The following is a 25,925-nucleotide window of genomic DNA, read 5'->3' as shown; positions in this document are numbered from 1 at the left end:
GCCGATCTCGAAGTGTGACGCATATCACAGATAGCGCGCATGTTCGTGGACAACGCCTTGTGGTGGTGGAAAAATCGCCGTTAATACTTTTTGAGCCGCGTTGTGGACAGGGTTTGCGTTTGAACAATGTTCCCGAGCATCCGGCAACAGAGCAAGACATACGGAACAAGGATCGCGTCCCATGACAGCACAGGCGGCAGCCCCCAAACGGACCGAGGCCGAGGTGGACGAGACGCTCCAGCGCATTCAGCGTCATCAGAGATCCGCGCGGTTTTCCGAAGCGGATCGCTTGATCGAGGACCTGATGTCTGAACTAGGGAAAATACCCCGCTTGTTGCATCTCAAGGGTCTGAACGAAGCCATGTCCGGCAATATTCAGGTGGGCGAAGCCTTGCTACGCGAAGGGCTGGAAGCCGCGCCCGAAGACCCAATCCAGAATGTCGACCTTGGCGTACTGCTCGCACAGATCGGTCGCTTGGACGAAGCGATCACCCATTTCCGCACTGCGGTCGAAGCTGCGCCCAATTTCGAGATGGCTCATACCAATCTTGGCAGCGCGCTTTTTGTCAAAAAGGAATACCGCGAGGCGATTGCCCATCTGGAACGGGCGATCGCGCTGGACGGGCGGCTGCTCGACGCACATACCAACCTGGGGCGTGCCTACCTGCAGCAAGGACAAGTCGGCAAAGCCATTGAGGTCTTATATAAGGCGCTGGCCATCGACCCGCTGAGCGTCCGAGCACATGTTCAGCTTGCCTCTGCGCTTTTTCGCCACGAACGTCATGACGCAGCCGAACACCACGCGCGACGGGCCATCGAGCTGGATCCGAATGCAAGCGAGGCATACCTGTACCTTGGTAATGCACTAGCCGCTGCTGGCAAAATGGACGAAGCCGCCGAAGCCCTGCTCAAGATCGCAGGCACTCCGCCCGCCGGGTTGGCGGCACTGTCTCGGCTGGTCCACATGCGCAAAACGACCGAAGAGTCGCCCGAATTTGCCATGCTGAACCGCTACCTCGACAATCAGGACCAGTTGGGCGAAGAGGCGCGCGTATCGGTTCATTTTGCCATGGGCAAGGCGCTCGATGATCTTGGTCGGTATGAAGAGGCATTTGGCCACTACAAGGAGGCCAACATGCTCAACAACACCCTGCACCCGTTCGAAGCCGAGGCCTTTGTCGCGCGGGCCAATGCGCTGAGAGACCTGTTCTCACCCGCATTTCTGAAAAGGTGCGGCGATGGCGGCATCACAGATATCGCCCCGGTTTTCATCACCGGCATGCCCCGCTCCGGCACAACGCTCATGGACCAGATGTTCTCGGGCCACCCTTTGGTCACGGCAGGCGGTGAACTGCGCGCCGTTCTGGAAGCTCTGCATCAGAGCCCCCGTATACGCCAAGCGTTGCAGAGAGATATCGGCTCCGACGAGCTCACTTCGGATGATTTCAGCAAGCTGGGCGAAACCTATGCCGATATCGTACGCGCCGAAGGGATCAAAACGGAGTTCCTCTCCGACAAGATGCCATCGAACCACCTCTACTCCGGCGCGATTGCACTGGCTCTGCCGCGCGCAAAAATCCTCTTCATGCGACGTCATCCGCTGGACTGCCTGTTGTCCAACTATTTCCAGCATTTCAGCCAGAACCAACCCGCCAGCAGCGACTTTTCCAACCTTGCCACCACCTACAAGGAATTCGATCGCATGGTTCAGCATTGGAGCAAGGTCATCCCCGACCGCGTGCGGGTGGTCAATTATGAAGACGTGGTAGCCGATACCAAGGGACAGATGCGCAGCGTGCTCGATTTTGTCGGTCTGGACTGGGACGACGGTGTGCTCGACTACCGCAAATCGTCCCGTCAGGTGATCACTGCCTCAATCGCCCAGGTGCGTGAGCCCATCTATACACGTGCCGTGGCACGCTGGGAGAAATATGCGCCGCACCTGGCCCCATTGGCACGGGAATTGCGCGACTACCTTTCCGCCGAAGACCTCTCACGCTGCGGAGTGGAGTGAGCACGGAAAAAGCGGTCCGCGTCGGCATGGGCCGATGCGCGCTCTGAAGCGCTCAGGCGCTTTGGCCCATTCTTGCCAGTTCATGCAATGCCTTAGTGATGGCAGTATCGGTGGATTTTTGACGGTTGGACCCAATCCAGTGTGACACACCACTTTTGTAGGGAAGTTCGACATGCGCCTGAACATGTCGCCCCAGCTCGACAAGAGGCACAACCGTGATTGTTTCGGCCGCGGCTTCTCGATCGTCAAAAATGCTAACTGCGACCATGCGGGTCAGCAATCCCGGTCCGGTCTTGGACCAGATCATGTCGTTATCACGTCGCAGCAAAGCCTTGAGGGCCATTGCCATAGCGCGTTTGAGCACCGGATGTCCTTTGGGCGCACAAATCAGGTTATTCTCGATCGCGCCGAAAGGTTCACGAAAAACGATCAGCCCCGGACCATATGACAACAAACCTTCGGGAGAGCCAATCAGCCTGTCATCCGCATCGGCATATATTCCGCCATAGGCGAACAAAAGACAGAGCCGCAGGAAATCGCATTCTTCCGCGGGTTTCTTCGCCATTGTAAATGCACGGGCATGCCTTGACCCGAAGGTCTTGCGCAACCAGTCGATGGCAGCCCGCCGATGCAACAGCTCATAGTCCCACCCCGGGCAAGATCGCCAGCTTTGCATGATGTCCGATACAGCCGGCGGCACGGAGTCACGGTTCCAATACTGGAAAATTCGACGTGGAACATTCGACACCTGTGATGCGCCCACGGATGGCTTTTGCTTGGACACCCACGACTCCAAAACCTCATGCGCCGCCGCGAAATTGGTGGCCACCCGAACCCTTTGCTTCTTGGCGGCCTCGTCCCCGCCGTCCTTCGACGCGCTCCGATGCTGACGCAGCTCATTCAACAATTGACCGGTGAACTGCACCCCGAGATGCGCCGCGAATTTTTGCGACCGGCCTCGGCTCTCTCGTAACGCCTTGGCGACGGATTCGGCTTCTTCGAGATGCCCAAGGGCGATCAGAACACGCAGCAGCTTGGGGTCGCCTGCCTGCCGACGCATGGTGTCGGTCTCGCGACGCATAAGGGCCAATGCCTCACCCAACTGACCGGTTTCTAACGCCAGGGTGAGATGCAACGCATCAACAGAGTTTTCGCGGCCCGTTCGGTCCATCGTGGCCAGCCAGTTTCGGGCTTCTTGTATCTGACCGCTTGCGCAACAGGCATTCAGATAGAGGAGGTCGAATGCGATGTCTTTCGGCCACTTGCGACGACAAAGCCGAAGATATCGCCGCGCCAGAGCGACGTGACCCGCTTTGATCAGCATTCGCGCCAGTTCCCGGGCGTCGTTCGGCGTTCGCGCCGCTTCACGCACCTGTCGCTTTGCATCAAGCGCGGCATCCCATCCGAAGCGCAGACGCGCTGCCGCAACACGAAAACGTGGGCGATACTCCGGATCCACTAGGGCCTCCAATGCCGTTTCGGTCGCGGCTGCAAGTGCTTCATCGCTCATATGCGCGATCTGCAATATGCCCTGTGCAAGCGCGGGTGAAATGTGGTCTCGCGTGCTGATATGCGCGATCATGTCTGCCACAAGGGCAAAGTGGCCCTGTGAATTCGCAAGGTGCAGAACCGAAGCCAATTGCTTGTCATCCAAACTCGGCAGAACCGAACTCAGTCGGTCCAGCTCCCATCGCGCGACGGCAGGCTTTCCCGCGCGTACGGCAAGCCGCGCGCGCTGCAGCTGGCGCTGCGCGGCCACCCGAGGAGAGCTGCCAGCCGAAGGCCCTGAAAGATCGGCACCCAACGCCTGCAATGCCCCGTTCAGATCACCCTTTGCCTCTGCAATCATGGCAAGGCCCCGGCAGGCAGGCCAATTGCCCGGTTCCGTTTCAAGAATCTTGTTGAATCGCTCCGCTGCGTCTTCCAGGCGTCCAATACGGCACAGCGCATGTGCCAGCATTGCGCTGGCACCCAACCGATCCGGATGCTTTGAACAAAGCTCTTGTAGAAGTTCTATCGCCTCTCCATCCCGGCCCTGAGCGATCAATATCCGGGCACTTACGCGCAGCGCGTCCGCATGCCCCGGACGCAATTCAAGCGCCTTGCCCGTCATTTCCAGCGCCCGGTCAAGTTCATTTACCGCCAGTGACGCATCCGCGGCGTCCGTCCAAACCTGCGGATGTTTTGGCTCTCGCTCGATAATATTTTGATAAGCCCGGTGCGCGTCAGCCGATTGGCCCAGTTGCACATGGGCCCGCGCAATCTCCGTGCGCAGTCCCATATGCTCGGGAAAGCTGCGCGATGCGTCCATCATTAACGGCAATACCTCAGAGGCAAACCCCGCCCGGCGCAAATTACTCAAAGTCGAGTGGAGAAAGGCACAGTCACCTGCGACGGTGGCGCGTCCAGCCTTTAGGGCTGCCAGAGCGATCTCATGTGAACCGGCAACCAATGCTGCCTCGATCTCAGCACGCACAACATTCTGGTTGCTTTGGACTGGCATTCACAAATCTCCACCTCGTTTCGTTCTTTCCCGAATACGATACCAACTATTAAACGTTGGCAAAATCTAATCACTGAACGTATCTCAAACGGCCTGACCTGCCTGACGCCCGCCGAATGCACCAGCAACCTGTTTCAGGAAGTTTTCCTCTTCAGCTTCGATCCTAAGCCGATAATCTTCAAAGTCAGCTTGGCGCTCTTTCCAATGGTCAAGCACATCAACGATGACCCGGCATGCAGTATCTGGGAAATCACGAGCCGTTTCATCTATTTTGTAACGTGTTGGGATCGGCACGTCCATCGCGTTGCCCGCGGCTCCTTGCAGCCCGGTGACGATACAGCATCCGGCCATCGCTGCTTCACGTGGCAACCTGTCCTTTCCCGGATGAGGCCCGAAATCAATATAGAGAGCCGCCTGCTCCAAAAGCCGGGCAACGTCATCATGGTCGAGATCGACAATCGGAACGAACGTCTCTTGCGTCAAGACCTCCATTATCGACTTGGATAGTTTGAGCCCCTTCTTTGGGTTATATAGAACAATCCTTTGCTTCCCGGGGATCGCGGCTGATCGTTTCGCATGCGCCTTCACCAAATAGTCCCCGAGCGGCATCGCCTCGATACCATTGTATTTGAGGAATTGAGTGGCATAGAAACTCTGGCTTAGATGGCGCATTCCCCGCATTTGCCAAAGAGGAAGGTGACGGTCCGGATCAAGGCCAAGGCCGCCGCTGGGCTTATCGAATTCGCGAAGCGTGCCCCGGTAATGATCTACCGACAGCCACCAAATCCAGACCTGTTCTGGCCGGAATAGGCGGGCAAACCCGGTGCGTGCTTCCGGCAAGACGACATCGGCATCGCCGATCTGGTCAAACGTGCAAACCGGCACATTGTAGTCTCCATATGCCAGCGGAGCATTTGCATACCCGCGATCGAAGGGGAAATAGCACATTTCCGCCGTGTGACCGGATTTCACAAGTGCAGCGGCGAGTTGATGGAGCGCCTCAGGCCCGCCCGACACGACTTCACCGGGGCAGACAATGACAACGCGTCGCGATCTGCCCGCGGACAGGTCATGCGGCATACTCACACTCCCCATCCACGATTTTCCGCCACCAGAAATCGAGAGACAGACGCTCGAAGACCTTGGCTCTCTTATGCGCCGAGTCGAAAACAGGCAGCATTTCTGAATGCCACGCCTTCAGTTTGTCCTGTGACAGACAATCGGCGCTCCACTCATCGACCGTCACGCAGGGCAGTTCCTGATAAGCCTCCCAGAGCGGTGATTTGCGGATGATCGGAATTGCGCCGTATTGCAGGGCCTGCCAAGCCTTGGGGGATGGATCCAATCCGCCCCCCTCGACACAAAGTACGAACGCATGTTCGGACATCAATCTGAGGAATTCCGGCTCAGGAACCTCTTCGGTCAAATGGGTCACGAAGCCCGACCAGGCTGAATCGGCCAGCCCGGACGCGAACCTCCGCAAATCCCATTGCGGCCCGGGTCGGGTGCGAGCCCCGAAAAGCACGCGCAGCGGGCGATTGGACAGAAGGGGCACGTCAGGTTGTTCAAGGACTCCGGGAACCCAGTTGTCCGGATAGACCATACCAGTGGGTAACGGGGAAACGCGATCCGAGAACTCACTGTCGAGATTTTCGGCATACCAGTGCCGCACTTTCGGCGACGCCGCGATTTTTTCGATGATCCCGCGTATCTCGGCACTGAACGGCGGCCAGCGAAGATCAATCTGTCTTGGCAGCGTGACATCCTCGGAACCTGACACGAGGGTTATTGTGCCTTCAAGCTTGGGCAAAAGGACGTGGTAGAAATGCCTGATCGCCGCGACGGGATTTCGCATCGAGACAAATACGCTGCGCGGCCCGTCAGGATTGCGGGATATCCGGACCTGAATTTCGGGCGGGTAGCGATCCGATAGAACCACCCAGTCACACAGCGCGGCCACACCCGTTAGTTCATAGGCAGCAGCGCCATGATCCTTGGGGAACAATCGCACGGAATGCGGGCGCGACTTTGGCTGCTCCGCTGGGACCCAAGTTGTGGTCATGCAGCTATCCCAGCTTTCGCCTCAGCATGTCCAGATAGGTCGTCACAAGCGTTTGCGCCGCGTCAGCACTATCAGCTTCAGCATAACAGCGGAATTCCGGGGCATTGCCTGAGGGGCGCAAATGCACCACGCGACCATCCTGAAACTTTACCCTGAGGCCGTCCGTCACATCGAGCGCTTCTTCTGCCCCCATCAACGAGAAAAATCCGGCCCTTGCCCCGGAATCCTCACTCAGTTCGGCGAGCAAAGCTTTCGATCGCGCGGTCTCGATACCGGCAATCCGGTCAGCCGCCGTGAAGCGCGGCGGCAACCCCGCCACCAGGTCGGCAATGCCCTGCCCCGCCGCGCGTGCAGCCGCCAGCGGCGCCACCATCGGCAGGATGCAATCACGCGTCATCAGCGGGGACAGAGGCCCTGCAGGGCCCTTCGCCTCAAAGCCCAAAAGAAACCCGCCATTGGCCTCATATCCAACAACCGCCGCGCGCTGTTCCTCCGCCAGCACCGCCTCCATCGCCGCAATGACATAGGGCGACCCGATGCGGGTCAGATTGACCTGGGAAAACTCTGCCATGCCGGCAATCATGCTATTGGACGACACGGGCGTACAGATCACATCCGCACCCAGACTGCGCGCCGTCAGCGCCCCCAGAACATCGCCCGGCACCACCTTCCCGGTGGCATCGGCCAGCATCGGGCGGTCCGCGTCACCGTCGGTGGAGATTACCGCATCCAAACCATGCTCTGCGCACCAACCTGCCAGCATGCCGCGTGTATCCGGATCAAGCGCCTCGGTATCGACCGGGATGAACGTGTCGGACCGTGCCAGTGCAACCGGCTCTGCGCCAAGCCCTGCGACCACCTGCATCATCAGGTCCCGCGCAACCGAGGAATGCTGATAAACTCCGATCCGCATCCCCGACAGAGCCGCAGGGCCAAACGCCGTCACATAGCGTGCCACATAGTCTGTCGCCGCCGCTGCATTCTCGCGGAGATCGCCCTGCCCGCCGCTTGCCGCGCGCCCCAGATGCGCAGCAATGGCCATTTCATCCTCTTTGGAAATCTCACCCGCTGGCAGATAGAATTTCAACCCGTTGCGATCTGCCGGGATATGCGACCCCGTGACCATCAGCGCCGCCTGCCCAGCCCCCATTGATGCCAATGCCAGCGCCGGGGTGGGCAGAACACCACACTCAATCACATCCACACCTTCGCCGCGGGCTGCTGTCGCGACAGCAGCCGAAATACGCGGCGAGGACGGCCGCAGGTCTCGACCCAGCCAAAGCGCCCCGCCATGCGGGCACGCAGCCAGAAAGGCGCGGGTGTAGTCGCCCACCAGTTCATCAGTCAGTTCAGTAACAAGGCCACGCAGTCCGCTGGTGCCAAATTTCGGGGCCATAGGGATCATCCTTGTTCCGCGCCGTATTCCACTCAATTCGCAAACGCGGGCTCGATATGCAAGATATCAGGGGCGCACCGCTTCAACTGGCGGTAAAAATCTCAACCAGCCCCTGCCCCGCGTTTTCCAGTGCCTCGCGCGCCGCGACAATATTGGGCACCGCAGACAGGATACGCGCGCTGTTCTGGCCGCGATGCATCAGCGCGTCGGTCAATTGCGCGTCATAGTCGGGGTGCAGAGACAGATCGATCCCCAGGAACGACACCAGCGCCCCAACCTTTGCGCGACCCGCCTCCGGGTCGCTGAAAATATCCTCGAAGTAGATCACAAACGGATCTTGCCCCACCCGTTCCAGCATTTTGCGAATATCCTGCCGACTCTGGCGACATTTGTGCAGATGCGCGACCACCGCTTCAATATCCATGGGTTCCACCGTCCGCTCTCCTGCGGCGATGCCGTGATAGATCTGCTCGGCGGTATTGCTGCCCCAAGCGCCCGTAAGCTCGGCCAGTGCAAGCGACAGGATGCGGTCGGTTTCTGCACGGCGGTCCAGAATGATATGGCGATAGCCTTTTTCTGTCGCCACCTGCATGAGCGCGGCATTCAATCCGGGTGGTTTGGTCTCAAAACAATGCTTGATGACCGGCCGCTCCGCCAAAGCCTGCTCGACCCCGGCGCGCAGTTGTTCGCGATCGCGCCGCTTCAGCCAATCGGACGTAACCCGTCCAAATGTGCGGTTGAGGTTGAACGGTTCATGTGAAACGCAGGGATGCTCGGTCAATCGCTCCAGAAGAGTTGCCAGGGTCGTGCCCCCCGTGCGGCGCAAGGTCCAGATCACAAATGGCGCACTCACAATACCAGCTTCCTTTTTGACCCGCTGTCACGGTGTACGAGCCATCGTTCCGGGACGCAATCCGGGTATCATTTCGGCGTGACCCCGGCAAGCGATGGTATGTCTGCCCACCCAAAGCATACACTGGCCCGCCCAGCTGGCACCAATCGACACAATGGCCTTTACCCCGCCGTCGCGGAGCGGCAACAAGGAACCATGACGCTTGTCCCTCACTCTCGGCGCTCGGCCATGCCGACGATCTCGGTTATTGTGCCGGTTTACAACGTGCGCGATCACGTAGCGGCGGCCATAGCCAGTCTTCGCGCCCAGACCTTTGCCGACTTCGAAGCGCTGGTCATCGACGACGGCTCCACAGATGGCAGCGGCGCTGTCGCGCAACAGGCGATGGGCGATGACACTCGGTTCCGGTTGATCAGGCAGGACAATCGCGGGTTGTCCGGTGCGCGAAATACCGGCCTGGATCAGGCCCAAGGCACATTCATCGCCTTTCTGGACAGCGACGACCGCTTTGCACCCGACTACCTTGACCGGCTGTTGGGCGCGCTTAACGAGACCGGGGCCGATTGGGTGGCTTGCGCGGTGCGATCCTGTTTTGCGGATGGCACCAGCCATGTGCATTCAGCCATCCACGGGGCCGCCGATCTGGGCGCACATCCGGTTCCACGTCGCTATGCCCTGTCTGACTGGAGCGACGTGATCCGGCATTTCCCCTCGGCCTGGAACAAACTGTACCGCCGATCGCTGATCGACGGGCTGCGTTTCGACGAAGGGACATGGTTCGAGGATCACACCTTTTTCCTTTCAGCAGCGGCGCGCACCGATCACATCCTTCATCTTCCCGAACCGCTCTATCTGCAGACACGCGGTCGGGCGGGTCAAATCACCGCGAGCGATGACGAGCGTGTATTTGAACAGTTCCCGGTCCTCAGGGACATGCGCCAACGCATGACGGTGGGCGGCAAGACCGGCATGGACGAGGGCTTTGCGCGGATCGCCACCCGATTGGTCTTTGAACGGTCCACAGCCCTGCGCGACCCGGAGCGCCGGGCAAGATTCGCACGACGCGCGGCAGATTTCTTTGCAGAAGAAAGCATTCGGTTTTCGCCCGATTGGGATGCCGATATCGCCCGGGCATGGGGTTTGGAAATGCAGGGCGAACACCTGCTTTCACTGGTTTTACCCTGGGACGGGAACGTGCCCGAGGCCCTGCGCGACACATTGGACAGTCTCGCCAACCTGTCCGGCCCCGGGCGCGAGGTTCTGCTGTGCTGCCCGGCATACCACCAAGAGACCGCGGGCGAACTGGCGGGCACATGTCCGGGCACGCGAGTCCTGACCTCGCGCTCTGCCGCTCCCGGCGCGTTGCTTACCCTTGGACGGAAGGCGGCACAGGGGCGGTTCATTCAGTTTCTAATCCCCGGCGACCTTTTGCACCCGGCGGCTTGTCAGGACATGGTCGAACTGATGCTGGCCACCGGGGCGGATCACGGGCTGTGCCAGTTTCGCAAGGGGACCGGTACGGACGCCGTCCCCCATAACGGTTTCGAAGACATGACGTGTTTCCCGGGCGGGACACCGCCAAGCGGCGCGCTTGAGATCACGCCATACATGGCCCTGTCCATGGCGCCGGACCTGTCGACACGGATGTTCAGTCGCGACTTCCTGAACTCCCGCGCGCCTGCCTTTACCGACAGCGCGCATCCCGATTGGGCCCTGGGATTGGCAGCACCCGTTTTGGCGACAGAAACCGCCTATCTCGGCTGGGGGCCACTGGCATTGGACACCAGCCCGGGCTCCTACCGCGCCCGGAGCCTGCCGCAAAGCGCCCGCGCGCTGGCACGCAGCCATGATGCGACATGCCGCGCGTTGCCAAAGGAAGTGAGCGATGTTTTGCCCGAAGGGTGGCAGCGCAGGCTGTTTGCCCGCGCCTTACGCCAGAAGGTCAGTCATGGCCGCCCGCGCGCGGGGTTTCTGGCCGGTGCGATGCTGGCGGCCGTCGCGCGCGGGCTTACCGGTGCACGCGTGGCGCCTGCCGGGTTTGATCCATCGTTCGGACCGGGGCTTGCCCGGCTGTTGAATCCGGCCGGGCTCTTGGGGCGCGCACCTCTCTTGCCGCATGGCCGCGCCAAGGAGAGCACCGGCTCACCCCTTCGTCACGCTTTCCCACTTTTGGGCGCGCGCGGGTTGTTCCGTTTTCGTGCCGATTTCCACGGCGATCCATATGCAAACTTGTCCTTTATCGCAGAAGATGGCCTTCATATCCCCTTCCATTTATCGCTCCGCAGGGACGAGAAACTCGCGGTGATCAACGATACCCGTCTCGATGGAGCTTGGCGGGCCGAGCGCCCGACGCCAATGGAGCTGCCGCGTGACGGGGTCGAGGTCGTCGTCGAAATCGCCCCGCCTCGCGTCTGCGTAACACTCGACGGTGTCGAACTACGTCATCCGGGGTCAGGCAAACTATGGCGCCGTGGGAAATACACAGGGTTGGAGCGCATCACCTGGCTGGAAACCGAAGGCGGAATACGCCCGCTCGACATGATGACCGAGCCCCCCGGACCGGCATTGCGCCTCGACCCGCGCCTGCAACTGCGCGCCACCGGTGCGGCAGAGGCGCAGTTGCTGCGGATAGGGCATACGAAAGCGCGCCTGCATTGCACTCCGGCCGCCAGTATCGCCGGCGACATGAGTTTCGTTGCCGATCTGCCCGGACGGCACTGGCGCGGCGTGCCCGAAGCTGACCCGCTCAAAGTGACCGATGGCAAGGGCCGCGTGCAGCTTTCGCTGACCCGATCCGAAATGGCCGCGCGGATCGAGGGGCTGATGTCCCATCCGCCCGGCCCTGGCGACAGCGCATTGGCATTGAACCTGCTGGATCATGTGCGCCATGGCGAATTGCAACGCTACCTGTCGGCACGGGCACGAAGAGCGTTGCACCGGCTGGCAGGGCAAGCAGGTTTGCAGGACTATATCGAAGATCCAACTGAATCGCCTGTCTCTCCACCACCACAGGTCCAAGACCATGATGACGCGCTTGTCGACGCCGCGCTGGCCCGCTTTCATCAAAGCCAGCAAAGCACCGCCGCACCCGACCCGCTGAAGATCCTGGACGAATTGACCCCACCCGGCCCTGCGCGGCGCATATTCTACCTTGCGCTGACGGATGTGTTTTGCCGCGCGGGTCAGGATTTCGAAGGTTATTTCGACCTGACACACGCCTATGTGCTGGACGGCTCGGACCTCGCGCAGGATGGTTGGTCTCAGTCGGCCTTGCTCCCCTACCTGTTGAAATCCGGACGCCATGATGATGCGCAGACCGTGCTGGCAGCCCTGGCGCAACCGCGCGAGGACTGGCTTCTGACCCCGCCGCTGGCCTGGGCGCTGCGCTTTGTCACCGCTTCGCCGGACCTTGACCCCGCGCGTCGGACATCTTTGCTGGACGGGCTTATCGGCGTTCTGCGCGCCTTGGCGCGCGATTATTGGGGGCGTGCGCATTGTATCGAGTTGACCCGGACCGCGGCACAGGTCGCAGCAGGTCCGCAGCACGGAACCGCACTCGCGACTGCCTGTGTCGAAGTCTACGGGCTGTCCCGGCGCTTCTGGGACGAGATCAGCTCATGTGCAGGCCGCTTGCCGCCTTCGCTCAGGGCCGCACAACAGTCCTTTCAAAGACTCACCGCCCCGAATGCCAGTGCCGAGGCTATAGAGACAGCGCTGCGGCTTTTTGAGCGCGCAAATTGCAGCGATGCGGCAAGGGTGCGGCGGGACCTCCTGGGGCCTGCAGGCAGCACGGACCCCCAAAAGGCCGCGCCCGGTGAGGCATTGCGCCTTTTGGCGTCTCCGGACGGCACCACGGACGAGGCTTCGCTATCCGACTTGGCGTCCGCTGCCATATCAGAGCTCTATCTCGACGATCTTGCAGACGCGCGCGACCCCGAGAGCCTCTCCGAGCCTCCGCCGCCCGAGGATGCGGTTCAGATCGCGGCGTCAAGAGCGGTGCAGGCGGTTCTCGCCCATCCCGGCGACACCGCCGATCTGCCCGGTCTGCAATCTGCACTGGAGCCGATCTGCGACGCCGGTGCGGGCTTTCTCGGGATCGGGCTTGCCCTGACAGCCGCGACAAGCATGTGCGCTTCGCAAGCACGCGACATGCACGACTGGATCGCAACATGTTGGCGTGCGCTCTCGGACAAGGATCGCGCCCGTGCAGAACACGCCCCGGCCATACAAGCCGCGCTGGCCCGGTCCGACGCCGCCGGAATGCCCCGGCCGGCGGCCTTTGCCGATCTGGACCTGCCCGCACTCCCGCGGGACGACACGCGGCTCTCCACAGGATCGCCACTGTTCGATACATTGGTCGTGGTCTTTTCCTGCAAACCCAATCTGGACACCCGCATTCCGGCTCTGCGCAATGGGTGGCTGTCGCTGTTGGACGCGCTGAATGTCCGTTATGTCATCGTGGTCGGCGATGGTGACGGACGTCTTGAGGGCGATATCCTGCATCTTGACGCCCCGGACGATTACGAAGGCTTGCCGCAAAAGACGTTGGCAGCCATCCGTTGGGTGCATGATCACACTGGCTTTGCCCATCTGCTGAAAGTCGATGACGATTGTTTCCTCAATGCACCGCTTTTCTTCGAAACACTCGCCTACAGACGCTACGATTATTACGGTCGCAGGCTGGTGCGCGGCATCGGCCAGACCGACCGCCGATGGCATCAGGCCAAATCAACATCGGAGCGAGGGCGCTACGAGCTCGATCGCTCGCCCGAGCCTTCGTTTTATGCCGATGGCGGGTCAGGCTACGCCTTGTCCCGTCGGGCCATGCGCGCAGCGCTGGAGGCGGCGGCGCGGCCCGCCGGGCAGCGGCTGATTGACCTGTCCTTCATGGAAGACAAGATGTTGGGCGACCTTCTGGCCTTGTCCGGAATTTACGTGCGCGACGCGGGATACAGGGTGACGATCCGCCGCCGCACCCATGCCGGGGCGATTCCGGTCTCGGCCTGGCTGAACTCGTTCTTCCCGTCCCAAAGCGCACCGGTGCATCTGATCCATCTCGACACGCATGAAGACCAGCCCACTGCGCTGGAGCGGCTTGCATCGCCGGGACTGTGGCCGAAAAAGATCTGGCCCAGTTTCCAGAACGCAAAACTTGGCTATCAGAGCAATACGCTCGATCTTATCTCATCGCCCGAAAGCGCGGCACGCGCCCGCGATGCCGAGGTTGCGGTGGTGGCTGTGATGCGCAACGAGATGTTCATGCTGCCGCATTTCCTGTCCCATTACCGCAGGCTTGGGGCGGATAGCTTCCTGATCGCCGACAACGGATCGGATGACGGGACACGCGAATACCTTGCCGAACAGCCCGATGTCACGCTGTTCTCGGTCGATACCGATTACAACCGATCACATTATGGCGTCGCGTGGCAACAGGCGATGCTTTCTGCCTTCCGGGTCGGAAAATGGTCCCTCGTGGCCGATGCGGACGAGCTGCTGGTCTGGCAGGACCGCCCGCGTGAAACCTTGCGCGAGCTTCTCGCCCGCCCGGAATTCACCGACGCCGAGGCGGCACGTGTCTTTATGCTCGACATGTATCCTGATGGCCCGCTTGAGGCCGCCACCTTTGCGAGCGGTGATCCTTTTGCCGAAGCCGGGTTCTGCGACGCGGTGCCGTTTCTTGCCAATACGCCGATGCGCGGCCCCTACAGCGACGCGCCTGCCTGGACTTCGGCGCTGCGCCATCGCCTGATTCCCGGCGCGCGCGCAACCTTGTTCGTCGCGCAAAAACTGGCACTCTTGCGTTATCACCCGTTCATGCGCCTGTCGGACGGGCTACATTTCGTGAGCGATGCCCGGATCGCTGAACGAGAGCTTGTCTTCGGGCATTTCAAATACAATGCCGCCTTCCGCGAAAAGGCCCGTGCCGAGACCGCGCGCGGCCAGCATTGGGGCAATGCCGAGGAATATCGCAAATACCTTGCTCTTGCCTCGGAGGGGCGCAGCGTAATCTACGATCCGTCGCTATCAGTTCAGTGGTGGAAGAGTGCTTTCGTGCGTGCCCGACTGGATTGATGATCTCAGGGGCATGCGCTATCGACACAAAGCCCCGTCCGCCAATTGGATTTGGAACAAACCGACATGACCGTAATTCTGCATCAGCATCGTCTGTTCTATGCTGCCGTCCCCAAAGTGGCCTGTACCTCGCTCAAGCACATGTTCTTCGAGGCTGAAAACGGCTTTGCCTTTCAAGACTATCAGGCAAACGGGCAGGACAAGCATATCCATAACGCGGCCTATCCAACGATGCTGCGCACGGAATATCCCGAAAATCAAATCGCAGACTTCCTGCGCGTCGCGGTCATCCGCAATCCGATCCGCCGACTGCTGTCAGCCTATGGCAACCGCGTTGTTCTGCATCGTGAATTATCCGAGGAAAAAGCGGGGCCCGCATTGCAACGGCTGGGTCTCTCGCCCGATCCCGATCTGGACAGCTTCGTCGACAATCTCGAAGCCTATGCCGAGGCCCACGCATCCATTCATCACCACATAAGACCCATGGTGGACTTTCTTGGCTCCGATCCGGGGTATTTCCACCATTTCTACCGGCTGGATGCGATGCCGCGCTTCATGGAAAAAATCAACACCCACATGGGCACAAATTTCAAACTGGCCCGGATGCAAACCGGCGGTCCAAAACTTCTGCCCAACGTTCTCAGCGAAGAGCGGATTGCGCGGCTGCACGCCTTCTATCATCAGGATTTTGACGCTTTCGGCGAATATTTCGGGTGATGCCGCAGTTGTCCCCAAACCTGCATGGCATTGGGTTCAAATCAGGTCGGTCTCACCCCGCAATACGCGGTTGAGCACGGACAAGAAGTAATCATTCCAGCCTTCGGGATCGCGCAGTAGCATCTCCCCCGTCAATTGGGCCAGTATACGCACCGTCCCGATCACTTCCGGCGTGAAATGATCTTTTGCCCAGATCGACGGCATCGTTTCCGGGGCCGAGGCAACACCCGCAACCAGTGCGTCCTGCATGAGAGGCTTATCGAAAAAAGCCGCATCGGCGCGCCGGGCATCCTCTTTGTAAGTTTCCGCAATTTTCTGCGCCAATGACCGATCAATCCGGAGTGGTTGCGGTTCCCTGGCAACTGAAAACCCGGTCAGGATGTCTCCCAATCGCTCCCCCACACGCATCCGTGCCGTTTTCAGCGCTGGTGTATCACACGCTTTATGCACAGCGCTGAGGTCGAAATGGAAGCGGCGCAGCAATGCGATATCCTGCACTGAGGGCGACGCATTGACATTCGGCAAGGGGGCCAAGGTGAACTCCGCCCCATCCAGAGCATGTCGAAAAAAATCGCGCACGACGTCACCATCCTGAAGCTCAGAACGCAGCATCGGGCGCACGGTCAACCGGTCGCCAAAGACCTCGCGCCAGCGCAGAAACAGCTCCGCATGGCGATAGGCAGGATGATCCAGGGTTTTGTTGTAGTGCCCTTCGGGCGTGCCCGTGAAGAACCCCAGTTTTACGATCTGGGCATAGTTCGATTCAAAGCGACTGATATGGGGCCGCATATAACCCAGCAGTTGCAACCGCGACATGTGGCCGGGCAGATGGGTTTCAAACTGCGCGCGAAAATACCGTGGATCGACATCCCGGAACAGTTCCGACGAAATCACCACTACATCAGCCCTCGATGCGTTGATACGCTTGACCAGATCACTCATGTGCAGCGACACGGCCTTGGCGTCACCAGTCGCCATCGCATAGGCCAGCGCGTGGTGATAGGGGGCCTCGGGCGGTACCACATAGTCCAGCGAGACTGTTTTGCAGTCCCAGGCTCGGCTGGCCAGCGCTTGCTGGATCGCAGTTGTCCCGGTCTTCTTGTCGCCGATATGCACGATAATGCGTTGCATCTGTTTTCCGTTTCCCGTTCCCGGTCTTTGTATTGCGTCAACCGTGACTGCGACCTGTTCCATGGTCGGCACCGTCGTAATATCCCATCAGATCATTCAGGTGGCTTTCCATACCAACGGGCGCCATTGCGCCTTGCCAATAAGCGGCCATATCAATCTTGCCCTCCAAAAGCGCTGCAATCCGCGCATGGAAATCCGCGATGTCCCCGGCAGCAAACACCATGTCCGTGCAACGCCCCAGCTCCTCGGCCCCGCCCATGTCCGCGCACAGGATCGGGATGTGCCTTGCATGCATCTCGATCGCGACCTGTGGCAGGTTGTCGTGCCACAGCACCGGGATCAACCCGACATCGACACCGGACAGCAACCGCTCCAGATCGTCGTGGGAATAGCCATCCGCATGGGTCAATCCGGCAAGCTTTGGCGCGAGATCGGTCAACCGGGCCATTGTGGCCCTGTCGCCGCGTTTGGCGGCCACTTCAAGACGTATCCGAGACGCCATTTCCGGCGGCATCTCCTCCAGCGCCTTGAGCAGGAAATAGAACCCTTTGTCCCGCCGCATATAGCCCAGATAGGCAAACGTCAGCGTGCCGTCCTCGCGTGATGGAAATGGGCGTGGTTCGGTCCGGTCAAAGGCCTCGGCCTCGCGCGTGCCGATATAGGAGGTATGGGCGATCTCCGGGCGCACACCATGTGCCACGGCCAGTTTACGGACCGCATCCGACACGCAGAGCACCGCATCACAATGCGCGTTGATCAGTTCAACCATCGCTTTGCGCCGCGCGGCAAAGGGCGCGCCATCCACCGGCGTAATCTTTTGCAATTTGCCCGGTGCGGAGCGGCGTGCTGGACGCATGTTGGGACCGGCTGCTTTGAGCTTTCGCATCGCTCGCGCCCCGCGACCGCCCAGACGCATGGTCCAGCGATAGGCCGTGTCAAAGGCCCATGTCCCCGGCCGCAATCCCACCCCCTTGAGCGTATAAGCCAACCCGCCTGAAAGGCGCATGTGGCGCGGATCATGCACATGGGGCAAGCAATGCACGCAGGCCCGCCCCTCGTCAAAGTCGGAGCAGGTCTCGCGCTCCTGATGCCAGAGGTTCACCTGCGGGCAGAACGGGTAGTAATTGTGCAGCGACAAAATCACCTTTGTCTGCGGCCAGCGCTCTTTCAACGCCAGCACTGCGGCCGGGATACCCTCAAGATTGTTGAGATGCACCACGTCATATAGGCCGGTCTGGTCGATAAAATCAAAAAACACGGCTTCAGTGGCCGCGTGATGTATTTGCGCGGGGCTCCCGAACCCATGATGCGCGGGCGCAACCGTCGCGGAATTGACAATCTCGAAGCGGCAGTCGCGGTCATCGTCGGAGCCAAAGCGCTGCGCTTCCCAACGCGGGGCACCCCCGCGCAGGTCATGCGCCGTACCGGAGGACAGGAACACAGCCTCGGTTCCGGTTTGCGCCTTCAGCGCGGTCATCAGGTTGCGCTGGTAAACACTGACGCCGCCGCCGCGGCGCTCGTCATCCAGGTAATCAACCCAATTGTAATAGAGAATGCGCAAGCCGCTCCTCCCAGCTTCTGCCCTTCGAAGGGTGCAGTTTCCGGGCCTTATGACGGAGGTACATACAAGTTTCAAGCAACCCGGAAATATCTCCTAAATCGCTGAATTAAATACCTTAACCGTTTTTTGCACGCCAATCTGCCCTGGACATTTCAAGATGCAGTTCGATCGCCTCTTCGATATCTTCGTAATAACGCAGCTTGCCATCGCTCAGGATAATCCCGGCATCGCAGAAATCACGCACCTGGCTCATGTCATGGCTGACCAGAATGGCCGAGGCGTTCTTGACCCGATCCGCGAAATACAGCTGGCTCTTGGCCCGGAACGATGCGTCGCCAACGGCTGTCGCCTCATCCACGAGATAGGTGTCAAACCGAATGCCCATCGACGCGCCAAAAGTCAGGCGGGATTTCATCCCCGAGGAATAGGTACGAACCGGCATGTGGAAATGCTTGCCAAGCTCGGCAAACTCGGCAACGAAATCCACCAGCTCGTCGGCATCCACGCCATAGATGCGGGCAATGAAGCGGGTGTTTTCAGCCCCGGTCAGCTGAGCGTGAAACGATCCGCCAAAACCCACCGGCCACGAGATTGTCCCGTCCGAGATCACGCGGCCCGTGGTCGGGCGCAACGTGCCGGCCACGATCTGAAGCAGCGTGGATTTACCCGCCCCGTTTCGCCCCAGAAGCGCAAGTGAGGACCCAGTCGGCAACGTGGTATTGAGATGGTCGATGACAACCTTCGATTCACCACGCACCCAGAAGCTCTTGGACAGGTTCTCAAAGCGGATCATGCCTGACCTCCCTTGCCGGTCTCAGGCCCGATCGCGGATCGAATAGTAGATCAGCGCCAGAATGGACCACCCCAACAGCAGGAACAGCCCCGCCAACCCGATGATCGTTCCACGTTGTGGATACTCGCTTGTTTCGGCAAGCGTCGGCTGCACATAAGTGGCCAGGTATCGGCTCTGGCGGGATGCCTTCGCCCGCGCCACATCAAGAGCAGCCAGGGCGGCACGATAGCTTTCCTCGGCAAACTCGCGATCCACTTCAAGCCCCTCGTATTCAGCGATCAGGCTGGGATAGTCATCGCCATCGGCGCTGTTGTTGGCATTTTCGCTGGCGAAATTGCGCCGCTCCTCGGCAATGCGGCTGCGGATGGCTTCAATGCGACGTTGGGCCTGCAAAAGCCGCGGATCGTTGTCCGAGGTCTGCTCGCGCAGCAGGTCGTATTCGATCAGTGCCTGGGCCAGCTGTTGCTGCAGGCTGCTCATCACCCCCATGCGGCCCTGAATGTCAGCGTCAGGATCGACGATCTGGGTCCGCGTGCGGAACGCGGTCAGCGCCTCGCGCGCGGTCTTGAGCCGTGCCACCGCCTCTTCAAGATCCGCGGTCGCGTAGCGCATCGCATCCTCACGCGCCTGCTCATTCAGCGCGTTGATCATCTTCTGGCTCTCGGAAATGATCTGTTTGGCGATCGCCTGCGCGCGCGTCGGCTCGAACGACAGGACGCGAAGCTCCATCAGGCCCGAGTTCTGATCATAAGAGACGCGCACGATGCGCTGCCAATACTGCTCCAGATCCTCGATACTGGCGTCGGGCGACAATGCGAATACCGGGTCCGAGTTCCGTTTTTCGCTGTAGTGAGAGATCAGGCCGATCTCGTCCTCGACCTTTTGCACAAGCGACCGGCTGAGAATGAATTCGTAGAGGATATTGCTGTCAGACCCGGTTGATCCGCTGCCTGCCAACCCGGCCAGCCCCCCCAAGAGCTCGGAGGCGCCGCCGCTTTCCTCTTTGCGGACGGTGAAACCCGCAACCGAAGAATACTGATCCTCGGCGATCACCAGCATGTAGAAAGAAACGATAAAAAACGGAACGAGAACCAATGCGCCAAAGGACAGGACCAAACCCCAATGACGGCGCTTCATGCGCGCCGGGCTGACCGTCTTGCGCAGCGTACCCGCAGGACCCAGCTTTTTGACCCCACCTTGTTTCGGACCCTTTTGGGGGGACTTGCCTTTATTCGGCCCCGGACCGCCAGCGTTGGCTCCCTTGTTCGGTACTGCGTTTTGCCCACTGCCGCCGCCCTGCCCAGCTTGCTGAGGCTTGGGACTGGGCATGCTCAGTGTCATCCGGGGCTGACCCGCTTTGGGGAACTCGTCATTCATGAACGCTTACCTGCCACGGAAGATTTGATGTTTCTCCAGCTTTTACCTAAACCATGAAGCGAATGCCAGTACCCGGAGGCCAACTGTCATGAGCGAAGACCTGCGGCCCGCCGCACAACCGGCCCCGGGAACGGGCGTGGTCAGGCGCTTTGCCACCTTTCGGGCGGTTTCGGCTCTGATCCTGCGGGAAATGGCTACGCGCTACGGAAATTCGCCCGGTGGCTTTGCCTGGGCGCTGCTGGAACCGCTGGGCAGCATCGTGCTCTTGGGGGTCGGTTTTTCGCTTTTGCTGCGCAATCCGCCACTCGGAAATTCCTTTATCCTGTTCTACGCAACCGGTTTCCTGCCGTTTTCGATGTATATGAATGTGTCAGCCATGGTGGCACAGAGCCTCGGATTCTCCCGTCCGCTGCTGCAATATCCCGCTGTCACATGGGTCGATGCTGCTCTCGCGCGGTTCCTGCTCAATTCGCTGACCGGGCTGCTGGTCAGCCTCATCCTCCTGACGGCTCTACTGTCGCTCACGGATTCCAGAGTGCTTCTTGATCTGCCGCCCATTCTGGGTGCGATGTTTCTGGCCATGCTGATCGCGGCAGGGGTCGGGGTGCTCAATTGCGCGCTTTTCGGCCTTTATCCGATCTGGAGCCAGATCTGGGGGATCGTGACACGGCCGCTGTTCCTCGCCTCCGGGGTGATCTTTCTTTATGATGATCTCCCGCCCATGGCCCAGTCGATCCTGTGGTATAACCCGTTGATGCATGTGACCGGGTTGTTCCGGGAAGGGTTTTATCCGACCTACAGGCCTGACTACATCGACATCACTTTCATGGTCGGTTTCGGTCTGGTGACACTGTTTTTCGGCGTGTTGCTGATGGGGCGCTATCACCGCGAGATTCTCAGTAGCAAATGATGGTCCGCGCGACGTCAGCGCCGCGCGCCCCAGCCCAGAACCGTATCATGTGACACATCCGTGCGCCGCAGAATACCGTCGCGCAATGCCCGCATAACATAAGCCAGAAAGGTCCACCGCTCGCCGGAATGGTGACGCACCTTGGCCAGCCATTTGACCGACGCCGCCGGTGCGACCAGAACGAACAACCAACCGGAACAAAGCCGGTAAACCATCATCAGGTTGCGATAATGGTAGTAGCTCTTCCACAGCGGTCTGAAGCGCTTATCCGTCACACTGTGGGTCGAGAAGTCGTGCTCGAACACAAGAGCGGGATCGAAAACGATCCGTCCGCCTGCCCGCGCCAACCCAAGCGTGTACAACGTGTCATCACCATAAATGAACAGGTCGCCATCGGGATAGCCCACCCGGGCAATCGCTGCGCGGCTGACAAAGAAGCCGACAAAGGACAGCACATCGACATCGCGGCGCGGCGCGTCGGATCTGAAATCCTCGGGGCCCATGTGGAACCCGTCCCGCCCCTGTCCCGTCAACGTGCGCCACATCGCATCCCGATGCCAGAACGGATTGATCGCCGGTCGGTTCATGTCGCAGATGCGCCGCTCGGGACCCGGGTGAAACACCGCTGCGCCCCAGGCCTCGGCAACCGAACGGTCCGCGCGATGAAACTTGGCCAGCGTTCCGGGCTCCGGGCGGGCATCGTCATCCATCACCACCATCCAGTCCGGATCGAACAGTCTGGTGGCCCGCTTCATGCCGGTCTCAAACCCCCCGGCCCCTCCAAGATTTGTTTCGCATCGAAAGACATCAAGCCGCGGATCGTCGTGATCAGCTAGCCAAACCTCGGTGCCATCGCTCGAGGCATTGTCAATCACAACAACCGCCTCAAGTTGTTCAGGGGGGCTCTCGAGAAGTCGCGACACCGTCATCTTGAGCTTGTCCAACCGATTATACGTCACGACCACGGCCACCAGCCGTCCGGCACCGGTGCTGTCGTTCAGATATGCTTGGGCCGGCATGCTCATCTCCGGGACAATTTCACTGTGGCGTTTGCCGCACCAGTGGTCACAAATGCGCACGAGTGTCAAACTATAGCCGTAGTCCTTTGCTTGAACCCGGCAACGGCCGGATAGGGACTGTTCCGGAGGGACAAGGATGCAGATAGAAAAGACCGCTTTGCCGGGGGTTTTGATCCTCACACCCGCACGTTTTGGCGACGCGCGCGGGTTTTTCAGCGAAAGCTGGAATCGTGCCCGTATGGAAGCGGCCGGGATTGAAATCGATTTCTGCCAGGACAACCATTCCCTGTCGCAATATCCTGGCACGATCCGGGGCCTCCATTTTCAGGCCCCGCCCCATGCCCAGGCCAAGCTGGTGCGCTGCGGGCGTGGCGCGCTCTATGACGTGGCGGTGGATATCCGGCGCGGCTCGCCGACCTACGGTCAATGGGTCGGCGTCAAACTGAGCTTTGACAATGGACGGCAATTGCTGATCCCCGCAGGTTTTGCCCATGGCTTCATCACCCGGGACCCCGACACCGAAGTGGTCTATAAATGTTCCGACTATTACGCCCCGCAGGCCGATGGCGCGATCCGCTGGGACAGTTGCGGCATCGAATGGGGCTTTGACGGCACGCCAATCCTGTCGGACAAGGACGCCGCAGCGCCGCCGCTGGCCGGGTTTGAAAGCCCGTTTGTGTATGAGGGGTAAACCATGAAACTGCTGGTCACGGGCGGCGCGGGATTTATTGGATCGGCGGTGGTGCGTCTGGCCATCCAGCGCGGACACGCCGTGGTCAATCTTGACGCGCTGACCTATGCGGCCTGTCTCGACAATGTGGCCGGTGTGGCAAACAGCCCGAACTACGCGTTCGAACAGGCCGATATCCGCGACCGTGCCGCGCTTGACCGCGTCTTCGCCGCGCATCAGCCCGACGCGGTCATGCATCTGGCCGCCGAATCCCATGTGGATCGCTCCATCGACGGGCCCGGCACCTTTATCGAGACCAATATCACCGGCACCTACAACATGCTGGAAGCCGCCCGCAGCTATTGGCAGGCACAGGGCAAGCCCGAGCGCTTCCGCTTTCACCACATCTCCACCGACGAGGTCTATGGATCGCTGCCCGCAGACCCGGAGGTGCTGTTCACCGAAGACACCGCCTATGACCCGCGCTCTCCCTATTCGGCGTCCAAGGCCAGTTCGGACCATCTGGTACGCGCCTGGTTCGAGACCTATGGCCTGCCGGTCGTACTGACCAATTGCTCGAACAATTACGGCCCTTACCATTTCCCCGAAAAGCTCATCCCGGTGATCATCCTCAATGCGCTGGCGGGCAAGCCGCTGCCGATCTATGGCGACGGCTCAAACATCCGCGACTGGCTCTTTGTCGAGGATCACGCCGACGCGCTGCTGCTGGTGGCGGAGCGCGGCACGCCGGGCCGGTCCTACAATATCGGCGGCGAGAATGAGCGCTCCAACCTGGAGCTGGTGGAAACGCTGTGTGATATTCTCGACACCCTGCGCCCCCGCGAAGATGGCAAATCCTACGCCCGGCAGATCACCTTTGTCACCGACCGTCCGGGCCATGACGCGCGCTATGCCATCGACCCTTCGCGCATCCGCGCCGAACTGGGCTGGCGCCCCTCGGTCACGGTAGAGGAAGGTTTGCGCAAGACCGTCGAATGGTATCTCGACAATGAAAGCTGGTGGCGCGCGCTGCAGGGCCGCCATGGGGTTGGACAGAGATTGGGCGTGAAAGCATGACGATCCTCGTGTTCGGCAAAACCGGGCAGGTCGCCACCGAACTGCAGCAGCAGGGCGATGTCTCCGCGCTGGGGCGCGATCAGGCCGATCTGTCGGACCCGGCCGCCTGTGCCGCCGGGATTCTGGCTGCCAATCCCTCGGTGGTGATCAACGCTGCTGCCTACACGGCCGTGGACCGCGCCGAAGAGGAAGAGAGGCTGGCCACGGTGATCAATGGCGAAAGCCCCGGTGCCATGGCGCATGTCTGTGCCGGGCTGGGCATCCCGCTCATTCACATCTCAACCGACTACGTCTTTGACGGCTCGGGCGACACCCCCTGGAGGCCCGAAGCGCCGACCGGCCCGCTGGGGGCCTATGGGCGCTCGAAACTGACAGGAGAGGATGCCATCCGCGCGGCGGGCTGTGCGCATGTGATCCTGAGGACATCTTGGGTGTTTTCCCGCCATGGGACGAATTTCGTGAAAACCATGCTGCGGCTTTCTGAAACCCGCGATGCGCTGAACGTGGTCGAGGACCAGATCGGCGGCCCGACCCCGGCCTCGGGCATTGCCACGGCCTGCCTGTCGCTGGCCGATGCGCTGCGAAACGGTGCGCGGGGCGGCACTTATCACTATGCCGGTCAACCGCCCACCAGCTGGAAATGTTTCGCGCGCGAAACATTTGCCATTGCGAAACGCGACGTGATCATCACCGGCATTCCCACATCGCAATACCCGACCCCGGCCGAACGCCCGCTCAATTCCCGGCTCGATTGCTCTGCATTAGAGACGGATTTCGGCATTGTGCCCCCCGACTGGCGCGCTGCCCTCACCGAGACAGTAAACGAGTTGATTTCATGACCAAACGCAAAGGCATAATCCTCGCCGGCGGCTCCGGCACGCGGCTCTACCCGATAACCATGGGCGTGTCGAAACAGCTCTTGCCGGTCTATGACAAGCCGATGATCTATTATCCGCTCTCGGTACTGATGCTGGCGGGCATCCGCGACATCGCGGTGATCACCACGCCGCAGGATGCCGATCAGTTCCAGCGCACGCTGGGCGACGGGGCGCAGTGGGGGCTTTCGCTGAGCTATATCGAGCAACAGTCACCAGACGGGTTGGCGCAGGCCTATCTGCTGGCCGAGGATTTCCTGAACGGCGCGCCCAGCGCGATGATCCTTGGTGACAATATCTTCTTTGGTCACGGCCTGCCCGAAGAACTGGCGGCGGCGGATGCGCGCGACCACGGCGGCACGGTCTTTGGCTACCGGGTGGCGGACCCCGAACGCTATGGCGTGGTGGATTTCGATCAGGACGGCACCGTGCATGCAATTGTCGAAAAGCCTAACGTCGCGCCGTCCCCATTTGCAGTGACGGGTCTGTATTTCCTCGATGGCTCCGCGCCGGAACGCGCGCGCGCCGTCACGCCCTCGGCGCGCGGGGAGCTGGAGATCGTGTCGCTGTTGGAAATGTATCTCGAAGATGGGCTGTTGGACGTGCGCCAGATGGGGCGCGGCTATGCCTGGCTTGATACCGGCACACATGGCTCGCTTCTGGATGCCGGCAATTTCGTGCGCACCCTGTCCGAGCGGCAGGGGATGCAGGTGGGCTGCCCCGAAGAGATTGCCTTTGGTAAAGGTTGGATCGACAGCGGGGCGCTACAGGCGCGGGCCGACAGCTTTGCCAAGAACAGCTACGGCCAGTACCTCAAGAGACTGCTGAAATAGCGGCAGGTTCCCACCAGTTCGCAGCGACACGTCGGCCGCGTCGCCGGACGGGAAGATGCAGG

At 60.5% G+C, this 25,925-nt stretch carries 18 protein-coding genes; 8 read left to right on the top strand and 10 right to left on the bottom strand.

The window, feature by feature from the left end:
- Nucleotides 1-181 precede the first annotated feature (181 nt).
- Entirely contained in the window at nt 182-2,014 is a 1,833-nt protein-coding gene (locus PGB28_RS14070) for a tetratricopeptide repeat-containing sulfotransferase family protein (RefSeq protein WP_271422154.1), read from the top strand.
- A gap of 52 nt (nt 2,015-2,066) precedes the next feature.
- Here the strand turns inward: PGB28_RS14070 and PGB28_RS14065 are convergent, their stop codons facing one another.
- From PGB28_RS14065 to PGB28_RS14045, 5 genes are all read right to left on the bottom strand, one after another.
- Complete coding sequence (locus PGB28_RS14065; protein WP_271422153.1) at nt 2,067-4,517, bottom strand: tetratricopeptide repeat protein; 2,451 nt, start codon at nt 4,515-4,517, stop codon at nt 2,067-2,069.
- A gap of 84 nt (nt 4,518-4,601) precedes the next feature.
- Nucleotides 4,602-5,597 carry a hypothetical protein gene (locus tag PGB28_RS14060; RefSeq protein WP_271422152.1) on the bottom strand — a complete coding sequence of 332 codons (996 nt, stop codon included), beginning with the start codon at nt 5,595-5,597 and terminating at the stop codon, nt 4,602-4,604.
- Nucleotides 5,587-6,522 (bottom strand): hypothetical protein, encoded by a 936-nt coding sequence (locus PGB28_RS14055; protein WP_271422151.1) that lies wholly within the window; start codon nt 6,520-6,522, stop codon nt 5,587-5,589. The genes PGB28_RS14060 and PGB28_RS14055 overlap by 11 nt, the downstream gene beginning before the upstream one ends.
- A 61-nt stretch (nt 6,523-6,583) precedes the next feature.
- Nucleotides 6,584-7,975, bottom strand: a complete 1,392-nt coding sequence (locus tag PGB28_RS14050; RefSeq protein ID WP_271422150.1) for a phosphomannomutase — start codon at nt 7,973-7,975, stop codon at nt 6,584-6,586.
- A gap of 82 nt (nt 7,976-8,057) precedes the next feature.
- The gene (locus tag PGB28_RS14045) at nt 8,058-8,828 is read right to left on the bottom strand and encodes a hypothetical protein (RefSeq protein ID WP_271422149.1); all 771 of its coding nucleotides are present in this window, start codon (nt 8,826-8,828) and stop codon (nt 8,058-8,060) included.
- A gap of 195 nt (nt 8,829-9,023) precedes the next feature.
- Between PGB28_RS14045 and PGB28_RS14040 the strand changes: the two genes are divergently transcribed.
- Together PGB28_RS14040 and PGB28_RS14035 are read left to right on the top strand one after the other, a co-directional pair.
- Nucleotides 9,024-14,900 carry a glycosyltransferase gene (locus PGB28_RS14040; RefSeq protein ID WP_271422148.1) on the top strand — a complete coding sequence of 1,959 codons (5,877 nt, stop codon included), beginning with the start codon at nt 9,024-9,026 and terminating at the stop codon, nt 14,898-14,900.
- A 66-nt stretch (nt 14,901-14,966) separates the two neighbouring features.
- Nucleotides 14,967-15,617 (top strand): sulfotransferase family 2 domain-containing protein, encoded by a 651-nt coding sequence (locus PGB28_RS14035; protein ID WP_271422147.1) that lies wholly within the window; start codon nt 14,967-14,969, stop codon nt 15,615-15,617.
- Nucleotides 15,618-15,653: 36 nt separating this feature from the next.
- Here the strand turns inward: PGB28_RS14035 and PGB28_RS14030 are convergent, their stop codons facing one another.
- The 4 genes from PGB28_RS14030 to PGB28_RS14015 form a co-directional block, all read right to left on the bottom strand.
- A complete protein-coding gene (locus tag PGB28_RS14030) occupies nt 15,654-16,733 on the bottom strand; it encodes a hypothetical protein (protein WP_271422146.1) in 1,080 nt (359 codons plus the stop codon).
- Nucleotides 16,734-16,785: 52 nt separating this feature from the next.
- Complete coding sequence (locus PGB28_RS14025; protein ID WP_271422145.1) at nt 16,786-18,309, bottom strand: glycosyltransferase; 1,524 nt, start codon at nt 18,307-18,309, stop codon at nt 16,786-16,788.
- A gap of 115 nt (nt 18,310-18,424) precedes the next feature.
- A complete protein-coding gene (locus PGB28_RS14020; protein WP_271422144.1) occupies nt 18,425-19,102 on the bottom strand; it encodes an ABC transporter ATP-binding protein in 678 nt (225 codons plus the stop codon).
- 21 nt (nt 19,103-19,123) lie between these two features.
- Entirely contained in the window at nt 19,124-20,239 is a 1,116-nt protein-coding gene (locus PGB28_RS14015; RefSeq protein ID WP_271422143.1) for a sugar transporter, read from the bottom strand.
- Nucleotides 20,240-20,567: 328 nt separating this feature from the next.
- On the opposite strand from PGB28_RS14015, the gene PGB28_RS14010 reads away from it, so the two are divergent.
- The gene (locus tag PGB28_RS14010; RefSeq protein ID WP_271422142.1) at nt 20,568-21,389 is read left to right on the top strand and encodes an ABC transporter permease; all 822 of its coding nucleotides are present in this window, start codon (nt 20,568-20,570) and stop codon (nt 21,387-21,389) included.
- 14 nt (nt 21,390-21,403) lie between these two features.
- Here the strand turns inward: PGB28_RS14010 and PGB28_RS14005 are convergent, their stop codons facing one another.
- Nucleotides 21,404-22,408, bottom strand: coding sequence for a glycosyltransferase (locus tag PGB28_RS14005; RefSeq protein WP_271422141.1), 1,005 nt, complete (start codon nt 22,406-22,408; stop codon nt 21,404-21,406).
- Nucleotides 22,409-22,544: 136 nt separating this feature from the next.
- On the opposite strand from PGB28_RS14005, the gene rfbC reads away from it, so the two are divergent.
- Genes rfbC through rfbA form a run of 4 tightly spaced genes read left to right on the top strand, consistent with a single transcriptional unit; the run spans nt 22,545 to nt 25,863 of the window.
- Nucleotides 22,545-23,099, top strand: coding sequence for a dTDP-4-dehydrorhamnose 3,5-epimerase (rfbC, locus tag PGB28_RS14000; protein WP_271422140.1), 555 nt, complete (start codon nt 22,545-22,547; stop codon nt 23,097-23,099).
- A gap of 3 nt (nt 23,100-23,102) precedes the next feature.
- The gene (gene rfbB / locus PGB28_RS13995; protein ID WP_271422139.1) at nt 23,103-24,155 is read left to right on the top strand and encodes a dTDP-glucose 4,6-dehydratase; all 1,053 of its coding nucleotides are present in this window, start codon (nt 23,103-23,105) and stop codon (nt 24,153-24,155) included.
- The gene (gene rfbD, locus PGB28_RS13990; protein WP_271422138.1) at nt 24,152-24,994 is read left to right on the top strand and encodes a dTDP-4-dehydrorhamnose reductase; all 843 of its coding nucleotides are present in this window, start codon (nt 24,152-24,154) and stop codon (nt 24,992-24,994) included. The genes rfbB and rfbD overlap by 4 nt, the downstream gene beginning before the upstream one ends.
- Nucleotides 24,991-25,863 carry a glucose-1-phosphate thymidylyltransferase RfbA gene (gene rfbA / locus PGB28_RS13985; RefSeq protein WP_271422137.1) on the top strand — a complete coding sequence of 291 codons (873 nt, stop codon included), beginning with the start codon at nt 24,991-24,993 and terminating at the stop codon, nt 25,861-25,863. The genes rfbD and rfbA overlap by 4 nt, the downstream gene beginning before the upstream one ends.
- Nucleotides 25,864-25,925: the final 62 nt, after the last annotated feature.

This window comes from Primorskyibacter aestuariivivens (assembly GCF_028023675.1).
GTDB lineage: Bacteria > Pseudomonadota > Alphaproteobacteria > Rhodobacterales > Rhodobacteraceae > Marinovum > Marinovum aestuariivivens.
The sequence above is the reverse complement of the archived record's forward strand: the minus strand, read 5'-3'. Positions and strand labels throughout refer to the sequence as shown.